General features: G+C 58.2%; 14 protein-coding genes. 11 read left to right on the top strand and 3 right to left on the bottom strand.

Features of this window, described 5'->3' with window-relative positions; all coding sequences use genetic code 11:
- The first annotated feature begins 69 nt into the window (after positions 1 to 69).
- Entirely contained in the window at positions 70 to 2,034 is a 1,965-nt protein-coding gene (locus M7Q83_RS07720) for an acetate--CoA ligase (protein ID WP_298337030.1), read from the top strand.
- A gap of 249 nt (positions 2,035 to 2,283) precedes the next feature.
- Here M7Q83_RS07720 and M7Q83_RS07715 read toward each other — a convergent pair whose 3' ends face one another.
- Positions 2,284 to 3,171: a slipin family protein gene (locus M7Q83_RS07715; RefSeq protein ID WP_298337028.1), complete on the bottom strand. Its 888-nt coding sequence runs from the start codon at positions 3,169 to 3,171 to the stop codon at positions 2,284 to 2,286.
- 254 nt (positions 3,172 to 3,425) lie between these two features.
- Here M7Q83_RS07715 and M7Q83_RS07710 point away from each other — a divergent pair, with 254 nt between their 5' ends.
- A complete protein-coding gene (locus M7Q83_RS07710) occupies positions 3,426 to 3,620 on the top strand; it encodes a type II toxin-antitoxin system VapB family antitoxin (protein ID WP_298337026.1) in 195 nt (64 codons plus the stop codon).
- 264 nt (positions 3,621 to 3,884) lie between these two features.
- Here the strand turns inward: M7Q83_RS07710 and M7Q83_RS07705 are convergent, their stop codons facing one another.
- Both M7Q83_RS07705 and M7Q83_RS07700 read right to left on the bottom strand, forming a co-directional pair.
- Positions 3,885 to 4,565: a hypothetical protein gene (locus M7Q83_RS07705; protein WP_298337024.1), complete on the bottom strand. Its 681-nt coding sequence runs from the start codon at positions 4,563 to 4,565 to the stop codon at positions 3,885 to 3,887.
- Positions 4,566 to 4,726: 161 nt separating this feature from the next.
- Positions 4,727 to 5,086, bottom strand: coding sequence for a hypothetical protein (locus M7Q83_RS07700; RefSeq protein ID WP_298337021.1), 360 nt, complete (start codon positions 5,084 to 5,086; stop codon positions 4,727 to 4,729).
- A 529-nt stretch (positions 5,087 to 5,615) separates the two neighbouring features.
- On the opposite strand from M7Q83_RS07700, the gene M7Q83_RS07695 reads away from it, so the two are divergent.
- The 9 genes from M7Q83_RS07695 to M7Q83_RS07655 all read left to right on the top strand — a co-directional run bounded on the left by M7Q83_RS07695 (position 5,616) and on the right by M7Q83_RS07655 (position 19,639).
- Positions 5,616 to 6,548 (top strand): NADP-dependent oxidoreductase, encoded by a 933-nt coding sequence (locus tag M7Q83_RS07695; protein WP_298337019.1) that lies wholly within the window; start codon positions 5,616 to 5,618, stop codon positions 6,546 to 6,548.
- Positions 6,545 to 7,501, top strand: coding sequence for a hypothetical protein (locus M7Q83_RS07690; protein WP_298337017.1), 957 nt, complete (start codon positions 6,545 to 6,547; stop codon positions 7,499 to 7,501). The genes M7Q83_RS07695 and M7Q83_RS07690 overlap by 4 nt, the downstream gene beginning before the upstream one ends.
- A 1,462-nt stretch (positions 7,502 to 8,963) precedes the next feature.
- Positions 8,964 to 12,155, top strand: a complete 3,192-nt coding sequence (locus M7Q83_RS07685) for an ABC transporter permease (protein ID WP_298337015.1) — start codon at positions 8,964 to 8,966, stop codon at positions 12,153 to 12,155.
- 756 nt (positions 12,156 to 12,911) lie between these two features.
- A complete protein-coding gene (locus M7Q83_RS07680; RefSeq protein ID WP_298337013.1) occupies positions 12,912 to 13,529 on the top strand; it encodes a methyltransferase domain-containing protein in 618 nt (205 codons plus the stop codon).
- 520 nt (positions 13,530 to 14,049) lie between these two features.
- Positions 14,050 to 15,891 (top strand): hypothetical protein, encoded by a 1,842-nt coding sequence (locus tag M7Q83_RS07675; RefSeq protein WP_298337012.1) that lies wholly within the window; start codon positions 14,050 to 14,052, stop codon positions 15,889 to 15,891.
- 264 nt (positions 15,892 to 16,155) lie between these two features.
- Positions 16,156 to 17,910 carry a hypothetical protein gene (locus M7Q83_RS07670; RefSeq protein WP_298337010.1) on the top strand — a complete coding sequence of 585 codons (1,755 nt, stop codon included), beginning with the start codon at positions 16,156 to 16,158 and terminating at the stop codon, positions 17,908 to 17,910.
- The gene (locus M7Q83_RS07665) at positions 17,894 to 18,223 is read left to right on the top strand and encodes a hypothetical protein (RefSeq protein ID WP_298337007.1); all 330 of its coding nucleotides are present in this window, start codon (positions 17,894 to 17,896) and stop codon (positions 18,221 to 18,223) included. The genes M7Q83_RS07670 and M7Q83_RS07665 overlap by 17 nt, the downstream gene beginning before the upstream one ends.
- 79 nt (positions 18,224 to 18,302) lie before the next feature.
- A complete protein-coding gene (locus tag M7Q83_RS07660; protein WP_298337005.1) occupies positions 18,303 to 18,539 on the top strand; it encodes a hypothetical protein in 237 nt (78 codons plus the stop codon).
- A 131-nt stretch (positions 18,540 to 18,670) separates the two neighbouring features.
- Positions 18,671 to 19,639: an ERCC4 domain-containing protein gene (locus M7Q83_RS07655; RefSeq protein ID WP_298337003.1), complete on the top strand. Its 969-nt coding sequence runs from the start codon at positions 18,671 to 18,673 to the stop codon at positions 19,637 to 19,639.
- Positions 19,640 to 19,692: the final 53 nt, after the last annotated feature.

The following is a 19,692-nucleotide window of genomic DNA, read 5'->3' as shown; positions in this document are numbered from 1 at the left end:
TTGCTCGTGACACAAATAAGCGATAGATTAGGTCTCCTAACCATCGGTCGCATAACCAAGGGGGGAATGATGACTTCGAACGACAACCTGCCTGATCTACCGCCAATGGTGCGTGATAGCCACCTTGTTCCGCCATCCCTCACCCCTTCATCGCGGTTGCCGGTCACAACCGAGGCTGAGTTTTGGGATCTCTATCAGCGCTCCCTTCACGATCTCGGTGCCTACTGGCAAGAGGTCGCCAACAGTTTCGAGTGGATGGACGGTTGGCCATCGACCGTCGCACTCGGTGGAGATTTTGCAACCGGATATCGCTTCTTCGACGGCGCCACCATGAATGTGAGCGTGAATTGCATCGACCGCCATGCTCGTGAGAATCCGACCAAAGTCGCGCTGCACTGGGTTGGAGAAGACGGATCCGAACGATCATGGACCTACGAGGAGCTGCTCGATACCACCGCTCGCTTTGCCCAAGCGCTCACTGATCTCGGTGTAACCAAGGGTGATCGGGTCGCAATATACCTACCGAATCTGCTCGAAACCTTCGCCGCTGTCCACGCGTGTTTTCGAGTCGGTGCCATCTACAACATCATCTTCTCCGGCTTCTCGGCAAGCGCGCTCGCCGATCGTATCGTCGATACCTCAGCCAAAGTCGTCATCACTGCCGATGAGTCGATGCGGCGCGGTCGACCGGTACCGCTAAAGGCCACCCTTGACAGTGTGCTCGATCGCCTCGAAAGCATCGAACATGTCGTCGTCGTACGCCGAACAGGTGCCAAGGTGACGATGCGAGCCGGCAGGGACCACTACTTCGATGAACTCCTCGCCGCGACTCCCAACCGGGCAGATCCCGTCGCAATCGAGGCGAACGAACCCGCCTTTATCATCTACACGAGTGGCACAACCGCCAAACCGAAGGGTCTCGTCCACACAGGGACCGGCTTCCTAGTGGGAACGTACCATGATGTGCTCTGGTCCCTCGATCTTGGACCTGAGGATATCTATTGGTGCACGGCAGACACTGGCTGGCTCACCTTCCCGATCTTCGAACTCGTTGGCGGCCTCGCTCATGGAGCCACCATGGTGGCCTTTGAGGGAGCCCTCGACTATCCAACGCCCGACCGGGCGTATGAGCTGATTGAGAAGCTTCATATCACCAAAATCTTCACGGCACCGACCTTCCTCCGGATGCTCGCTCGCAACGGCGAATCCCTCGCCAAAGCACATGATCTATCGAGCTTGAAGCTCATTGGCCTGGTCGGGGAGCCTCTTGACGCAAAGACGTGGAACTGGGTTCATGACAACGTTGGCGCCCCTGAGATCGAGATCAACAATACCTATGGCCAATCGGAGACTGGCAGCGCTTGGACCTCCTCCGCGGTGGGCATCACTCGCTCCAAGCCAGGTTCCTGCGGTCTGGCCCTCCCTGGTCACGCCTTTGAGATTGTCGATGAATCCGGTGAACCGGTCGGTCCCGGTAAGGTCGGATATCTCCTGTTGACCCAGCCATTTCCAACGATGTTTCGTACCATTTGGAACGACCCGGAACGCTATCGCGCCCAGTACTTCACTCGCTTTGGCGCTCACCGCTATGACACCGCTGACGCAGCCCTTGTTGATGGCGATGGACACATCTGGGTCGTCGGGCGGGTTGATGGCGTGATCAATGTCGCTGGTCACCGCCTTTCCACCATGGAGATGGAAAGCGCACTTCTCAGTGTGCCCGGTGTTGCCGAAGCTGCCGTCGTCGGTGTCGATGACGAGACAAAGGGACAGGTGCCGGTCGCCTTCGTCTCGTTATCCGCTGCCGCGACCGACATCACCGAGGACGTGCTCAAACAAAAGATCACCGACGAGATCGGGGCGATCGCACGACCACAAAGCGTCTACCTTCTCTCCACTATGCCCCGCACACGATCCGGAAAAATCGTTCGCCGACTGCTCAAAGAGTTGGTAGTAGACGGTCACACCTCTGGCGATGTCACCGGGCTCGAGGACCCCGAGGTGCTCGCAAAACTTGAGGCCGAGCTTCGCTAGGGTCACTGCTCTTTTTGGCGGCCTAGGTTCGTCTCGACCACACAGACAAGACACCGCGCGACCCGTGGGTATTGCCTCCAGGCTGTACCTTCGGCAACGTTGGTACCGGCCCCCCTCGCCAACTCTGGTCTATCCGTCTCGCCACAGCGAACCGCTCTCAGTCAGACGATCATGCCACGGCATCGCCCCAAAGGAGCGAGTCCCACCCTATCTGCGGTCGGACCCATCGTCGCCTGATCATCCGCACGTCTATGGAACCAGCGGTACATCAGGAGTCAACGGCTCCCCGGTCTTGGTTGCATCGCCGGTCTTGGTTGCATCGCCGGTGGCAACGATTGGGGTGAGACTTGCCAGCGGCAAGAGCGAAGCCGCCTTCTCCCCGCTCAAGAAGGAACCGAGTTCGGCGATGGTGGTCATCAATGGAGCGGGGAAGATCACGGTTGAGTTCTTATCGGCAGCGATATCCACCAAGCTCTGCAGGTTACGCAGCTGGAGGGCTAGCGGGTGTGCCATCATGATGTCCGAGGCATCGCCGAGTGCCGCTGCCGCCATCGATTCTCCCTCAGCGTTGATGATCTTGGCTCGCTTCTCGCGTTCTGCCTCTGCCTGGCGCGCCATGGCCCGCTTCATGCTGTCGGGGAGTTGGATATCCTTGAGCTCAACAAGGGTTACCTCCACGCCCCAATCCAATGTCGCCACATCGAGAATCTGGCGAATATCCAAGTTGATACGATCTGTCTCTGAAAGCGTCTCGTCTAGCGAGTGCTGTCCAACGACCTTACGCAGGGTCGTTTGGGCAATCTGATCAATCGCCACTGCAACATTTTCGATAGCAACAACCGACTTCACCGCATCACCGACACGGAAGTAGGCGACCGCCGAGACATCAACGCTGACATTGTCGCGCGTAATGATTCCCTGCGATTGAATTGGCATCGTCACAATGCGCAGCGACACATGACGCAGGTTGTCCACGATCGGTATGATCAGGTGAAGACCTGGTCCACGGGTGCCAAGCAATCGACCAAGACGGAAGACCACACCCATCTCGTATTGTTTGACGATGCGCACAGAGAGCGCTAGGCCAAGCACGATCACCAGGACGATGACGATCAGGATAACGATAAGCGTGCTCATATGCTGAGCATAGCCACATTCGTTGTCCACCTACCGGCCACCAGCCTCCACCCCCATCTCTTGCCGGTTCACCTCAGCACCTGCGACACCCAGGGCGAGGGATGAAAGGTCGCTCCCCATCAATCGACTGTCGATACAACGACCGGCCGGTCCCGGCGTGATGAGCGCGCAAACGTCTGTGGCCTGCGCGGTGGTGCCACCCAAGCACGAGCATAATCATCCTGTCGTGCTCACATCAGTGCGGAGGTGTCATCATGAGAACCACGCTTGTACTCGATGACGACTTGGTCACTGATACCCAACGTCTCACCGGTATCCCGGATACGAGCACTCTTGCTCACGAGGCTCTGCGTGCACTGGTCGAGCGAGAGAGCGCCCGTCGCCTAGCAAGCCCCGGAGAGAGTGAGCCTAACTTCGCCCGAGCGCCTCTTCGCTGCCCCCTCGGGTGATCCTGCTCGACACGTCGGTATCCAGGTGGATCACCACCGCAACGGAGACCGTCTCCCCGCGACAAATCAGCTCTCATCCTTTGGTCATTGGTGAGATCGCACGCAGCAGACACGTCCCCTATAACGAGGTCCTCACTCTGTTTGCTAACCTCGCACCCGCCGTCCCAGAGACCTTTCAAGCAATGAGGCCAGCAAGGCTTCCGGAGTAGCGACTTCGACCACGGGATTCTCGAAGAGGCCGGTCGAAGGTTGCACACGACGTGGTCACTCATCACCATCATCGACGGGTCGGTCGACCTCGCTGGCGAGCAGGAAGAAGCCACCGGCGAGACCTAACGGGGTAACCACCACCCTGACCATGCGCGTGCCCCGCGAAAACACGACGGGAGTGTCAACAATCTGCATTGAACCGTATGAGGTGATACGAGAGTCTCCGACTTCTAAGATCTCCCCTAAATCCTGACGAACGGACTCGAGCAACGCTGCCAAAACGGGCTCGGGTAGCCCCCTCGCAAGCTGTGGATCGCTCAGCCTACGACATGTTGCGAACTCTCGAGTCACAAAGCCATCAAGAAATGATCGGGCGACCTCTCGAGCTGATGCGACGGAGAGACGGACCGAATGCTCTTCGGTGCTGGGCTCACGTTCCGTGTCGGTAGCGTAGCGCTCAAAGGCCGCCTGACGTGAGGTTCCAAGCGCCGTGCCGATCGCCGCCCATGACTGGTGTTCCGTACGAGCTCGCCGAACAAGCCGCGCGATTGCATCGTCAGTGAGTAAACGAAGACTTCGTGCAGATGCAATCACGTCGAGTGTGTCCACATCGGCCTCCCCGCGAAGCCCAGTCAGGGTCACCTCCGCCGCCATTGCGAGCCCTCCGACAAACAGTGCATCATTCATCATCGCCGTCGCATCGCGATCGTTCGGATTGGCCTCGGAACTGTTCATCGGCCCGACGGTACCACGATCGAGTACGTTACTCCAAACATCGTGATCGCCACCTCGTCACTCCCTCGCAACGCCTTTGCATGATCCACACGTTGTCCCGCCACGACGTATGTTCGATGGCGATCAGCACGCCTCATCTTCGGAGGGTTCCAGCGCTGCCGTCATTGCGTGACGGAGAGTCCTGCATCAGAGAGTGCACGCACCGTTGCTTGTGGGTCATCGAGCCCCACCACCCACACATCAAAGGGGCCCTCTCCAAGCCGGACAAACAGACCCTTGTGCTGATGAGAGTGGACCGCGGCAAGTATTCGTTCATCGCCTGTAAAGCTCCCAACGGCGACACGGCCAGGGATTCCCTCCCCAACACGAAAGCCATGGACGAACTGAATCGGCTCATCCACCAGACGGAGCTCTTGCACGCTGGCACGAGCAACCGATTGATCTCGATGGACCCCAAGGACATGTTCCATCGTCGTGAAATGAAAGTGGAGCTTTCCATCCTCGACCAACACCTCAGCCATCACCGACCTCCTCTCGCACGCGCCAATGCGCAGACCCACGCTCAGCCTATCGAGGAATGGGAGCTATGTCAAGTAAACTTGACAGCCCCTTCGGCCAATGGTTCGCACCGGCCACCGGGCCTTGACCCGAAGGGATCTTCTCCAGAGTTCGCACCGGCCACCATCGCAGGAGGAGAAGTTCCGGAGGGCACGCTCACGCGGTTGCAATGCCCAAGTGTCCAGAACGACTCCAACCTCACGGATCTTGATCCACGCGCTCCCCGGGGGGAGGTCGGCGGATGTAGCGATCGAGGAGATCGTACGAGTCGCCACTTTGGAACCCAACCTGACCAGCATTGAAGATGAAGGAGCAGCCCGCCTCAGAACGGTGGGGCTTTCGGAGGGGATCCGTTTCGGCAACTTGGAACCCTCGCTCGATCGCTCAAGGACGTCGCTGCTAGACACATCCAGCAACTGGACTCTGGTCAAGTCGCATAAACTTGACAAGGGCCATACTGCCACAGGTCGCTCCTGAGAGGGGTATTTAACCATGAAAGCCATCTACTACAACACGTTTGGTGCTCTCGATGTTCTTGAGTACGGTGAACTTGACCGTCCTGAGCTCGGACCCGACAGTGTCTTAGTCCAGGTCGCTGCTGCCTCAGTCAATCCCGTGGACTGGAAGGTGATGTCGGGAGGCCTGCGATCGCGGATGACCTCGGTCTTTCCCGTCGTTCCCGGGTGGGATCTCGCTGGCATCGTGCAGGAAGTCGGCCCATCGGTCACCCAGGTACGCGTCGGCGATGAGGTTTTTGGCTACGCCCGCATGGACTTTGTCCACCACGGAACCTTTGCAGAATTTACTGCGGTTCCAGAGCGGGTGCTGGCACAGCGTCCCACCTCACTCTCGTTCGGCGAGGCGGCCGCACTCCCCCTAGCTGGCCTGACCGCCTACCAAGCACTCGTCCATCGCCTTCATCTCGATGCGGAGGACCGCTTGCTTGTCATCGGAGGAGCTGGGGGCGTTGGAGGCTTTGCCATCCAGATCGCCCGGTCCCTTGGAGCTGAAGTCTACGCCACCGGATCCCCTGGCAACCATGGATACCTTGCGTCGCTTGGCGCCCATCCCGTCGCACATCCCACCGACGCCCGCCAGACACTCGCGACCATTAAGCCGACGGCTGTTCTCGACCTCTACGGCGGCGAGCCACTCCAGGAGAGTATCAACCTACTCAAGGGAGCAGAACGCATCGCTACGATCGCCGACCCATCCATTGTTGCCCACGGTGGCCATTACGTATTTGTTCAACCGTCATCAAATGACCTCGATGCCCTCAGTAATCTGGTCAACTCCGGTCAACTCCACGTTGAGATTCAAGAGCACTTTGCTCTCGCAGAGACAAAAGCCGCCTTCGCGGCCTCGATGGAGGGTCATGTGCGCGGGAAGCTTGTGATCGACGTAGCAACACTCGAGCCCCGGTGACTGTTACCGTCATCGATAATGCCATGGTCGTCGCTCACCTCGATGCGGGATTAGCGTACCGATCGATTGAGGAGGCACTCAGCGAGTATCGGAACGGAACTCTTCTCGCCCCTGCCCGCCAGCAGAGCTCGCTCGGGGAGGGTTCGTTCGTCTTCACCAGCGGTGCCTTCAGTCAGGGTTACGGTTTTCGCGCTTATGACACCTTTCCCAACCGGCACGATGACCAACTCACCGCTGTCTGGGACAATTCCGGCCGCCTGTCCGGGGTCGTCGTGGGCCCCGAACTCGGACGACGACGTACTGGAGCGCTCGGGGCGGCAGCTGCCGTTCGCCTTCTTCCAGCTGGCGACGGACTCACCGTCGGGGTCATCGGCGCGGGAGCCCAGGCCTTTGCCCAGCTATGGGCGATTCGTTCGGTCCATTCCATCGTAGAAGTGCGTTCATACCGTCGCAACCAGGAAGCCAATCTCGCCTTTGCCCAAAGAGTTGAGAGCGAACTCGGAATCAGGACTCGCGCGCTTGTGAGCGCCCAAGCCGCGTGTCGCGAAGTCGATCTTCTCATTGTTGCCACGGGGGCATCGGAACCGGTCATAGAGGATTCATGGATCAGTGACTCCTGCACCATCTTCACCTTGGGGCCAAAGCGGCATGACGCCTGTGAACTGCCAGAATCTCTCTTCGCTCGAGCCCAACGTATCACCTCAGATTCAGCCGCACAGATTGAAGCAGAGGGCCAGGATTCAATCATTGCAGCGAGTCGGGTCGTCCCGCTGGGTTATCTCAGACCACTCGCCGACAAAGCCGATCCACCACGCTGGACTGCCTACGAGCCAGCTCCGAGCGAAAGCACCAACTCCTCTGGCCTCAAACTGTACCTCTCAACGGGCCTAGCGGGAACGGAACTCTTCGTTGCTCGGGCTCTGATCGCGAAACTACAAGAGAACCCACACTGATCCATCATCACTTCGCGGTTGACCGCATGAACGCGCACCTCATCTAACCTGCTCGATCAAACCTGATCGGGGCTAGCTTGACTGCACCAAAGCAAACGAGCCGACGGAGGTGTCCCCCAAACACCCCTGTCGACCCTGTATAACCTGTAGTGTAGCGCAATGTGACAACCGACACAAATTCAGCCATGCCACAACAACCCTACAGCTATTTCTCAAGTATTTCCCGGCACCAGTTGGCGGCACTGAGGACTCCTTTGGATCCAAGCGCGAACAAACGGCCCTCGCACTCGAGGTCTGTCCCGTCTTGAATAAGTACCAACCCCAACGATGCGCCTACTCTCGTTGCAATGGAATCGACTTGGTACGGGATCGACTTGGTAGGGAATCGACGAGTCTTCCCCCGGGGCGGGGCCAAGAAGAGTCTCAAGCATCTTGTGGCTGGTACGTCCCGTGCCCAGCTGTCTGTATCAGAACATGGTATCCCTTGCCCCAAGCCGCTCGAGAGCACCCTGAACTGCTACATCATCACGAAGCAGCAATCATCTCGACTATTGCTCCGTCAATGTCCATAGGTGCTGGCCCGCCTAGACCTCCGATCAGGCGCCGACAACACTCCAAGGACTGGGAACGGCTTGAGACGCGCAGATCACTCCTCTCACGCAACACCACCTTCCATCAGAGCAACTATTCCAAGGAACATCCCGGCTCGCTCAACGACGCCACGACTGGCAGGCACGAATCCTCAGCCAGGGATTCGCACCACGAGGACTACCGTCCGACCTAGAGATCATCACTAACTACCGCCCGCAATGGAGAGCCTGCCAAACCGGTTGCTAGCTGATAAACTTTCGGAACTATCGAAAACTACCGCGCAACCGTCGCCACAATGTGTTAGGTTCATAGTTGTACGAGGCAATCACCGCGACCAACGTGATGGCCATAGCGGGGTGATGATTAAAGCAACCAACATAGTTCGGCGAAGGTACTGTGGCATGAGTCTTGGGCGTACTGGCTTGGAGACGGAGATTGGTGGCAACCGGTGAATCTCGCGTTGTGACGACACGTCAAGGACTGGGAATAGAAAGTAGCCAAGAGGATGGCGAACATTTGGGGTCATTGAATCAAAAGAAGCCGTTCAGGCAACCAATCCTCGCGCGCCCGGAGTCCATCTGCTGCTTCCCGGTCTGTATCGGTGCGAACGTGCGTCCAAGGGCTCGGTTGCCACTCACGAGCGGCCACGAGTGCGGGCTGCGATTCCGCTGTCGACCCAATAACTTGGCCACGAAACTACGCATCAAAACGACCAATTGCTCCGAGTCTTCGATCCAAGGCTGCACAACGAATGCATCGGAACGAGGTCATACTCTCCTGCCGGCCTGGGGCTACGCCAGGCATGTAGGCAACCTTCGCATAGTACGTCCCAACGTTAGGATGCCAGAGATACTTGCGGCCTTAGGAAGACGTGAGAGAACCGTTCCCCCTGGTGGAACGAGGAGACTCTCTCCTCGTGGCCCCGGTGCATCATGACCAAATGATACTCACCAGGATACGACTCTTTCTACGAGGGATGCGGTTCCGTCTTGGAGCCCTCATCTTCCTTCTGGTCGCTGCGGTAGTGACAATCTTTGGTGCGACCGTGGGGCCGATGTATTTGGGATCTGCCCAAGACTCCGTCTTGATTGGCGAGCTGCGCTCCGCTTCAGTGATCAAGACGGGCCTCAAAGTGGTATCGGTCCAAGCATTCGCAAAGGCAAAGCTTGTCGCGGCCGAACGAAGAGCCCCTACGTTGGACGGGCAGGCGCTTTTTGACAATCCCATCTACTCGGCCGAAGTACCCGCGATGCTAACACCGCCTCAGAGCCTGCGGGGGACGTTACTAACGAGCGCTTTCCTTGAGCGCAGCGATAGCTGCGCCCACCTCAAGCTTGACGCTGGTCACTGTCCAACCACGAGATCCGAGGTGCTCCTCTCGGAACGAACCGCGGCATATCTTGGAGTCAAGGTCGGATCCGTGCTCACTGCCGCTCCCGGCCTCAGGCCCCCAGGTGCTCCAGGAGCAGCCGCGAGTGCACGCTACCGCATCGTGGGTATCTACGCGATTCCAGATATCTCAACCCATTACTGGTGGAACGAAGAGTACTTCACCTTTGGCTCGTCGTTTTACCCCGTATCCCTGGACCCCATGATTGTTATCCCCGGGTTCTTTGGTGGGAAAGCAACCTTTGACGCGACAACGAACGCGAGCACGAGTAGCTACGAGGGAGTCGACCGAGAGCTGCAGATGTCGCTTCGGCCAGCAATCATCAATATCGACAACTTTCGCCAACCGGCATCAGTCATTGGACGGTACCGAAACCTGGTTGCCTCTCAAGATGGCCTCACCGCCTCGTCGGGTCTCTCGCCGGAGATTCGGGCCATCATTGCCACACAAAGCTCAATGGCGACATTGGTCGGCGTCATCATCGTGGAGTTAGTGCTTCTTGGGCTTGTTGTCTTTGGAACCCTCATCTGGCGGATGGTGCAATCTCGCATGATGGAGTTCCGCTTGGCCCAGTTGCGAGGGGTGCAGACAAAAAGCATCATCTGGCGTGTTATTGGAGAACCACTGCTCATCCTCGTGGTTGCGAGTCCTCTCGGCTACCTCGGTGCCTACCTAACGGTTTCGGTCCTTGGCCATACCTACTTTGCCCCAGGAAGCCAGCTCTATGTCCCGCCGCAGACCTACCTCGCGGCCCTCGTCGTCATCGTCGCTGCCCTTATCGTCACCTTGGTGGCGGCTATTGGGGCAATCCGACGGAGTATTCTCGAGTCTTCACGTTCGACCATGAAAGATCAGGGGCGTTTTCGAACACTCACCGATATGCTCATTGTGGCCGTAGCCGCCGTGTTTACTGCCCAGCTCGTCATTGCCCCAACAACATCGAGCGGGGTAGACCCTTTGGCGGGTGCGGCTCCAGCGCTTCTCGGTGCTGGCCTGGCGATCATCGTAGTGTGGCTGACCCGCCTTGGTCTTCGTGTGGCCCGCCACATCACTCGTCGTGGGCGCGCAATTTCGTGGTACCTCGGGGTCCGTCAACTCCTCCATCACCCAGGCATGCTCCGCCAGATCATCCCCTTTGGGATGGCTCTTGCTTTGGTCATCTTTGGCTTTGGCGCCCAGTCGATCATCAGCCGGCACCGCAGTGTGGTAGCCCGCTATGAGGTGGGCGATAGTAGAGTGCTCACCGTCTCATTGCCAAAGAACCTCGGACTGGCCGCCGCCGTCGACCGGGCGGATCCAGGGGGTCATGGAGCGATGGGGGCTGAACTCTACCGTTCCAAAACCGACACCACCTTGGCAGTACAAGCAAGCCGGTTTCGCGCGATAGCTTGGCCACGTGCCCTCGATACAGCCTCAGTTACCACGATCGCACATCGTCTTGATCCATTAGCGAACAAGGCCTTTACCACGAACGCCTCTTCATTGATGGTCACCGCCCAAACCCAAGGAACCATCCCCAAGGGCGTCCAAGTGGAACTCTCGATCTCTCTGTTCGCGCAAGCTCAGGAGACGCCTGATGTACTCGTCCTTCCCGTCGACGGCACCATGGCCACTCGACGGATCGCGATCCCGTGCGCACAGGGTGGGTGTCTCTTGTCGGGTATTGGCTATCTGGCCATCTCCAACAGTGGTGTCGTGAACCCTTCGGCATCCTTCACGATCACGATCGAGCACATCGGGGGCATCAGGAACCCGGATGGCGCAGGCGTGCTCACCAGTTCCTGGAAACAAGCCCTGAAGGCTCCCACCAAGGTGCTTTCGTCTCTGCCGGGACGCCTCTCGTTTCGCGCACTTCCTGCAACTGGTGGGGCTACCATCGCTCTCGTCCCGGCGTCCTACCCTACCTACCTCCCGGCGATTGTGAGCGAAACCCCTGCCACCATCTCTCCCTCCACGAGCCCTACGGCTGTTGGAACCAAGATCATCAAGGGCCTTGATGGCAACCCAATCAACATCCGTCCATTCCTCTTCCTCCACGCACTTCCCTCTGTTGGCTCTGATGCCAATCTCGTCGATCTGACCCAGGCAGAGCTTTCCCAGTCATCGACCTCCTTGGCCGCCAACGAGATTTGGCTCGCCGAAGGTGCTCCACAGACCATCCTGACTAATCTGCATCACGAGGGAGTTGTCGTCGATTCCGTAACCTCGGCGCGCACCCTGTCGCTGGCCTATGCCAACGAACCCCTAGGCCTTGCTGCTCGACTCTTCCCAGTCGCCGCCGTCGCTGGGATTATCGTCGTACTCCTGGGTCTAGCCTTTGAGCTCTTGGTGGAGGGTCGCGGGAGAATCCCTGAGTTTGCTGCCATGCGGGTACTTGGTCTTCGTCGCCCCCTACTTGTTCTCTCCTACGTGTTAGAGGCCGCGATTCTTGTCATCGCCGCCGCAATTGCTGGGATCGCTGCCGGATTGGTGAGTGCCCGACTCGCACTTCCCGTACTCCCTGAGATCGACTCTGGTTTCGACTATCTCCACTTTGCCTACACACTTCCAATCGCCAACGAGTTCATCGCCATCGTCTTGGTGCTTCTCGGGGCTCTCGGCGTCGCCACCATCACTGCCATCCGAGTCGTGGGCCGAGCGAATTTTGATGAGCTGCGAGCAGGAGATCGATAGGTGGGGCGTGAACAACCGCGGCTGAGATGGCAGGGCACGTCCATCTCAAACCTATTCCAGCGGGGATGTAGGTGTGGTTTGTCGGTTGCTTTGTCCGAGGGGTCGAAGCGATATAGCGATCACCGAGTGATCAATCTCACCCCATCGCGCATCCGCGACTCGCCACGAAGCCAACCGGGTGTCCTCGAATATACTGAATGACGACCCTCAAAAAAGGGTCGATTTCCGTTGGTAGAGCGTTCTGCTGCGTGCAAGTTGGAGGGAGTATCTTCCCGAACTTCCATGCTTCGATCTCCACTCGGCTGGGCCATGTGCGAGGGATTTCCCTCCAGCGGTCATCGGCACGGAGATAGGCGACACGCAGTCATGGAAGCAAACACGTACAAATGTGCACCTCATGCATCTTCGATCGTGGTAGTGGCGGATAGCGCGAGCAGGACCATGGCCCAGTGGAAGGCCCTTCGTCATCCTTGAGCCTGCTGACCCCAAACGCCTACGCAATCAAGCACTTGTCAATCCCCACCCACGAGCCTGTGCTAGCCAAACTGCGAGCAGCAGGTGAGGGCACCATGGTCCTTAGGGGTGATTGCCGCTGAACCGCGATTGGTTTCCCTGCTGCTCGTTTTCCGAACAGGCCAGGGCAGGCATCCGCACTCAAGCAGCTCACGGCCCCAAACTTCTCCTCCGCGCCCTCGAGCAACTCACCCAGTGCTGTCTCGGAGCCTGGCGCTTCAAAAGTTAGGTTAGCCTACACGCATGACCACGAACGAGGGGACACCCTCACCACCTCGATGGATAACCGAACACGATGCCACTCACTCAGCTTGGTACATCGAACGTTTTCGAACCCTCGCTGCCCGAGGTGCCGACCTAGAGGGCGAAGCACGCCTCCTCGACGCCATTGTCTCTCGCCACTCACGCATCCTGGATGCAGGTTGTGGTCCAGGGAGAGTCGCCGCAGCCCTATTCGCGCGTGGTCATCGCGTGGTCGGAGTCGATGTCGACCCTCTTTTGCTCGCCGCAGCAACCGAGGACCATCCTGGCCCAGTCTGGGTCAACGCCGACCTCGCCACCATGGATCTCGCCTCACTTGGAGAGGGGGAACTCTTCGACGCCGCAATCGTCGCTGGCAACGTCATGACCTATCTCGCCGTTAATACGGGTGCACGAGTTTTACATAACCTCAACATTCACCTCAAAGGGGATGCACCGATCGCTGTCGGCTTTGGCCTCGACCGAGGCTACGACCTCGCCACCTTCGATCACGACATCCAAGAAGCCGGCCTGATCCTCGAACACCGCTTCGCCACTTGGGACCTGCGCCCTTGGTCGCCGGCAGCCACCTTTGCAGTCTCGATCCTACGAACTCCCTAGCCGAGCAACACCCATTCACTCGCAACTGCGGTTTCGACCAGATCCGTCTTCTCACCCTCAGACAACAACCCCTGCGCTCTCGGTTTTGCCAACGGCCTGATATCCACCGAGGCAGGCACGCCATTTGCATAGGACAGATGGTGTGAACGTTCGCTGAGCAAGCTCACCAATCACGACAAACTGATGATCAAATGCGTTAGCATTGACCGAGTAGGCAATATAGCATTGACCGAGTAGGCAATATAGCATTGACCGAGTAGGCAATATAGCATTGACCGAGTAGGCAATGAGATGTCCTATTGGAGTATTTGTAGGAGGCACAACCTTGTCGAGTCAACGACAACCCTGGTGGATCATACTGGCGATTCTCGCGCTATTCCTCGCGGCTTGCGGTTCCACAACTTCACAACACGTGGCGACGAAGTCGGTCTCTCGCGGATCTACCCCGTCACGATCCACAACCAATCCCGCTGCCATCCCCACCCAAGCAGGGTGCAAAACTGGTGCCCTTGGAGCGACAATGAGTGGCCACCTCGCAAAGTCGTGCTACCGCATCCCCAACCTCGCCTCAGGAACCTATTACCTCGGCATTGAAGCCATCCTCTCGCCCCGAGGAGCAGCAGCAGCCAAAGAGGGAATCTCCGTACCCCCTGGCCATAGTGGCCCGGCAGTCAGCCTCGCCGTGTCACCATCCTCGGTTGTGCCGGGGGCCAAGGTGACCATTACCGGCCGGGTCAGCACCCCGCTCTCCCCGCGACCCGGCCATACCAACATCTGTTTTGATGGCTGCGTTGACGGACTCCATTACGACGGCACCCCCGTCCATTGGATCTCACCCACAGAGTTTCAGACCTCCTTCACTACGCCAAGTGGTCCCTGGCTTGAGCGCTATCCTCTGCGGCTCCTTCTACCGAAGGCAGGCAGCTATCCCGTTGCTATCCAGTGTCTCGAAGTACATCAAGCGTGTGGGCTTGGTCACGCGGAGGGCTCGACCACCCTCACCTTCACACGCTCCATGACGGTTGCCAAGCCCCAACTCACCCTCGGTACAAACAAGTTACTACCGGGTGAGATGACCCCAGTGAAGGGCACGATCCCCCTCACCAACATCATCGGTGACAACCAGCCCTTCGTCTTTGAATTCGATGTCATCGACCAGCCCCCCACCAAGGCAATCGCCAAGGGGGTATATCAGCTTCCCCAGACGAAACCTGGCACTGACACTGTCCTTCTTGGTCCCGTGAAGTTCCGGGTTACTACCCCTCTCACCTACCAGTCCATCAGCCTCAAAGGGGCCACCAATATCCAACCGAGTGCCGATCCGTCGATCGTTACCGAGCGTGGAACCAGCGGAGTCGCACTCACCTGTAGCGGCAGCTCGGGAGATCAAGCCAATTCGATGAGTTTGTTTTCTGATGGGCATATCACCGTCATCAACACCAAAGGCGTCGCTACTCTCTTGGAACAAAAAGGAGTGCCGCCGTCCTATCTCGCCGACAATGAGCCGTGTAGTGATCTCGCCGCTCTCCACACATCGACAGGCAAGACCTTGATCGCCGCATCCTATGCCATAGAGATCCCTAATCAGGCTCCAAATTTTGCCTACTTGCCCGTCATCTCTACCAATGATGGTGCGACGTGGGCCGCGATCCCCTCTCCTAGTGGGGTCACTGACGCGCGCTTTGCGGGCCTTCATGCTTCAGTGTCGGGCATCCACGCTTACTTCGCTGTCCCTCATCACACCGTGATCGCCGAGACCACCGACAACGGGAGTAGCTGGACGCAGGGATCGCTGCGCTGTCCGCTTCTCGGACCGTGCATTCTATTCTCCCCCATCGCAGACCTCTCTAACTGCGCAATGAACGGTGCCCAAGAGCCGGTTCTCGTGTCAAAAAACGAGGGAAGGAGCTTCACTCAATCAACCTGGCCAAGTTCAGTCAACGCCTGTGGACCAAACGAGCTCTTCTCCGTCCATGGGACCGAGTATCTCATCGATCCCCAATCCAGTTATCCACTTCGCCGCAGTACCGATGGCGGTGTCAAGTGGCGAGTGGTGAGCGACATACCAACCCCAGCAGGGGTAAATCCGCCAGGAACGTCCCCGCTTGGCCAGACCAGTTGGGGCCAACCTACCCTCGTCCTCCCAGGGTCAGGCGATCTACTCAGTATCGGGAGTGGAATCGGCAGTTCTTTGCTGGCTCCCCATTCTCACCAATGGTGCCGCATACCCTCCACGATCATCCCAAAGAACGTTGGCACAGCGACCACCGGTGAGCACAGTCTCTACTTCGTGACGTACGCTAACTCAACAACGACAACCTTTACGAGTATCCCGTTGACGAGCCTGCATTGCGCGAGTTAACAACTGGCGCAAGTAAGCCGCGAGGAACCGACCCATGTCGCGATCGGCTATCGTTCACCACCAACCGTGCGAGGCCGGCAGGCAGATGCTAAGACCTCAATACCCAGTGAGGCAGGCACCCTATTGAATAGGACAGATGGAGTAAACGCTCGCAGAGGATGATCGTTAATAACGACCACCCGATGATCAAATACGTTATCGTTGACCAAGTACCATAAGCTGTCCTGTTGGAATATCCAGAACGTACACCGAGGAGGCGCAACCTTGCCAATTCATCGACAACCCTGGTGGATCATACTGGCGATTCTCGCGTTATTCCTTGCAGCCTGCGGCTCCACAACTTCACAACACGCGGCGACCAAGTCGAACAGACAAGGGTCTACCCCGTCGCGATCCACAACCAATCCCGCTGTCATCCCCACCAGCGCCACCCAGGCTGGCTGCACGACTGGTACCCTTAGCGCAACGATGAGTGGCCAACTCGCAAAGTCGTGCTACCGCATCCCCAACCTCGCCGCAGGAACCTATTACCTCGGCATAGAGACCATCCTCTCGCCCCGAGGAGCAGCAGCAGCCAAAGAGGGAATCTCCGTACCTCCTGGCCATAGTGGCCCGGCAGTCAGCCTCGCCGTGTCACCATCCTCGGTTGTGCCGGGGGCCAAGGTGACCATTACCGGTCACCTCGCTACCCCGCTATCCCCTCAGCCAGCCCACACCAACGTCTGTTTTGATGGCTGCGTTGACGGACTTCACTACAACGGCACCTCCGTCCATTGGATCTCTTCGACGACGTTTCAAACCTCCTTCGTCACGCCAAGTGGGCCCTGGCTTGAGCGCTATCCTGACCGGCTCCTGCTGCCGAAGGCGGGTAGCTATCGTGTTGCTATCCAGTGTCTTGGAGTGCATAAAGGATGTGGACTAGCTCACGGAGAAGGCTCGACCACGCTCACCTTCACACGCTCCATGACGGTTGCCACACCCCAACTCACCCTCAGTGCAAACAAGGTACTCCCGGGTGAGATGACCCCAGTGAAAGGTACAATCGCTCTCAGCAACATCATCGGCAAGGACCAGCCCATTGTCGACCAGTTCGATATCCTCGACAATCTCCCCACCAAGATAATTGCAAAGGGAGTTTATCAACTTCCCCAGGCGGGGTCTGGTGCTGGCACCTCCGTTTTACTTGGACCCGTAACGTTTCGGGTGGTCACCCCACTCACCTACCAGTCCATCAGCCTCAAAGGTGCCACCAACATCCAGCTAAGTGCTGATCCATCGATCTTCCAGGAGAGTGGAACTAACGGGGTTGCGCTCACCTGTAGTGCTGGCCCAAGGGATCTGGCCAGAGGGATGAGAATGTACTCACATGGACACACCTCCCTCATCAATACGGCAGGCATCACGACCCTCCTAGAAGCGCGTGGAGTACCGAGCTTCCTCGCTCATGGCGCGACCTGTAGTGAACTTGCCGCACTTCACTCACCAGCTGGCAAAACTGTAATCGCAGCCTCCTATGCCATAGAGATCCCGAATCAGGCTCCAAATTTTGCCTATCTCCCAGTGATCACCACCAATGACGGCGCCACATGGACCGTCATCCCCTCTCCCCCTGGGCACGCTCACGCAACCTTCGCTGGCTTACGGTCGTCGCGCTATCTCATCCATGCCTACTTCACCCTCCTCCATCACCCGGAGATCACCGAGATCACCGAAAATGGGGTCAGCTGGACCCAAGGGATTCTGTTGTGTCCCGGCTTCGGACCCTGCGTTCGGTTTACTCCAATGCCAGGTGCCTCGAACTGCACAATGAACAGTGCTTCCCAGCCGATCCTGGTAACAAGAGACCAAGGTAGGAGCTTCAGGCAACCGGCCTGGCCAGGCACGGTAAATGCCTGCGCAATCAACGAGCTCTTCTCAGGCCCTGCGCCACCCTCTTTTCGCGATCCTGGGACCGAGTACCTTCTGGATCCACAATCAGAGTACCCACTTCGCCAGAGTACCGATGGCGGAGCCACATGACGTGGTGAGCAACATCCCTACCCCGCCAGGGGTGAATCCGCCAGGGACGTCCTCGCTTGGTCAGACCAGCTGGGGCCAGACTACTCTAGTCCTCCCAGAGTCAGGTGATCTGCTCAGCCTCGAGAATGGCATCGGCGGCTCCCTCCTTGTGCCCCATGCTCAGCATTGGTGCAACCTACCCGGCACTCTCATCCCAAAAAACGTTGGCACAGCCATCACCGGTCATCACAGGCTCTACTTTTTGACCTACTCGATCTCAGGCACCGTATCACTTGCGAGTGTCCCCTTCGCAGGCCTCCACTGTGCGGGCTAGGTGCCAAACGACGTGCTTAGTAGACACTTGAAGGACTACGAGTCATGCAAGACGAGCAGCTAGATGCTAAAGTGGATGGATGGCAGCTGATCGTCCGAGTCGAAGAGTGCAACGTCCGAGTTTTCGTCAGCCCGGGCCGCCAGCCAACCCAATTGTGCTTGGTATCATCGCCGCGGTTTGGATCGTCGGTGGAGTCGCCATTGGACTCTACGTGCACGGAAGCTGGCACTACATCCCTGCGATCTTTGCCTGTGGTATTGGTATCGTCTTTCTGCGCTCAGCAGCTGGCGCATACGTCCAACGGCTCAAATCCTGACAATACACGATGGTCTGTAGTGTTAGCGTTCGTAGCATCCCTCAAGCAGAGCTGCCTTCGACCCCTGTGGGTCTCCATCGGACACGAGCATGTGGGACAACACCATAGCGCATCACGCGACTGGCTCAATGATGACTGATCGTTCCTACCTCACGATTGCTCGCAACCCAGACCCCACCTCCGCGCTCGGATATTTGATCATGATTCCAATCGATGGCGGCATGGTCGTCAAGACCTCTGGTACATGGCCACGTGAGAAGGCGCTGTACTGTCACCCCATACCGATCAGCGATTGGCCGCTGGAGCCTGAGGTGGTCGAGGAGATCTCCCTCCTCTCCTGCGCACGCCGGGGTGCAGCTATCGATATCGTAGCAGACCGAGCAAGAGAGAATCGATCTCAGCTGGTCTTCACCCACGCACGGGGTCGCGATATGATCTTCTGGCAATCACAGCGGACTCAACGCCAAGCCAGGCCCAAAGGCACAGTACCACGGGCTCGGGCGCATGGCGTGGTGGATGTGCCTATCACGATCGACACCAGGGAACGCTACCCCTATCAATTTCGCAATCGATCAGTCAGCACCGAACGAGGTGCACTGCCCTGTGGCGATTATGGCATTTACCTGGGCGATGACCTCTACGCAGCGGTCGAGCGCAAGACGCTCGAGGACCTTATCTCAAGCCTCACCGACAACCGACTCCGCTACGCTATCGGTCAACTCGCCGCTCTCCCGCATGCGGCGATCGTCGTCGAAGCACGCTACTCTGCGATTCTCCAGTCCACCTACATGCGACCTGCACTAATCTTCGATGCGGTCGCCGATTACGCTCTGCGTTGGCCCGAGGTGCCGGTCGTCTTCTGTGAAAACAGAAAGCTCGCAGAGGAGTGGACCTATCGATACCTCGCGTCAGCCTACTACCAAGCACTCAATGCCCCCGTTGACAGGCAAGAGACACTCGCTGCTTCCCCCAATCCAACCTCAGCAAAGATCCGCCAATGGGCAAGCGAGCACCACATCGACATCGCCGCGAAGGGTCGCATCCCACGCGTCGTACGCGAACATTATCTCCGGGCCCACGGGCAATCGATCTCCCGGTAGCCCACCGCTCACTGCGCACCGCGCCGCTCGGAGACGCTCAGCGTGCTCGTCAC

The organism is Ferrimicrobium sp. (assembly GCF_027364955.1).
GTDB lineage: Bacteria > Actinomycetota > Acidimicrobiia > Acidimicrobiales > Acidimicrobiaceae > Ferrimicrobium.
The sequence above is the reverse complement of the archived record's forward strand: the minus strand, read 5'-3'. Positions and strand labels throughout refer to the sequence as shown.

What these genes read in the sequence shown, in the direction of transcription:
- M7Q83_RS07705 (WP_298337024.1), bottom strand. Translation starts at nt 4,565, where the DNA reads ATGAACAGTTCCGAGGCCAATCCGAACGATCGCGATGCGACGGCGATG.
- M7Q83_RS07700 (WP_298337021.1), bottom strand. Translation starts at nt 5,086, where the DNA reads ATGGCTGAGGTGTTGGTCGAGGATGGAAAGCTCCACTTTCATTTCACG.
- M7Q83_RS07695 (WP_298337019.1), top strand. Translation starts at nt 5,616, where the DNA reads ATGAAAGCCATCTACTACAACACGTTTGGTGCTCTCGATGTTCTTGAG.
- M7Q83_RS07680 (WP_298337013.1), top strand. Translation starts at nt 12,912, where the DNA reads ATGACCACGAACGAGGGGACACCCTCACCACCTCGATGGATAACCGAA.
- M7Q83_RS07715 (WP_298337028.1), bottom strand. Translation starts at nt 3,171, where the DNA reads ATGAGCACGCTTATCGTTATCCTGATCGTCATCGTCCTGGTGATCGTG.
- M7Q83_RS07665 (WP_298337007.1), top strand. Translation starts at nt 17,894, where the DNA reads ATGGCGGAGCCACATGACGTGGTGAGCAACATCCCTACCCCGCCAGGG.
- M7Q83_RS07710 (WP_298337026.1), top strand. Translation starts at nt 3,426, where the DNA reads ATGAGAACCACGCTTGTACTCGATGACGACTTGGTCACTGATACCCAA.
- M7Q83_RS07720 (WP_298337030.1), top strand. Translation starts at nt 70, where the DNA reads ATGACTTCGAACGACAACCTGCCTGATCTACCGCCAATGGTGCGTGAT.
- M7Q83_RS07660 (WP_298337005.1), top strand. Translation starts at nt 18,303, where the DNA reads ATGGCAGCTGATCGTCCGAGTCGAAGAGTGCAACGTCCGAGTTTTCGT.
- M7Q83_RS07675 (WP_298337012.1), top strand. Translation starts at nt 14,050, where the DNA reads ATGAGTGGCCACCTCGCAAAGTCGTGCTACCGCATCCCCAACCTCGCC.
- M7Q83_RS07655 (WP_298337003.1), top strand. Translation starts at nt 18,671, where the DNA reads ATGACTGATCGTTCCTACCTCACGATTGCTCGCAACCCAGACCCCACC.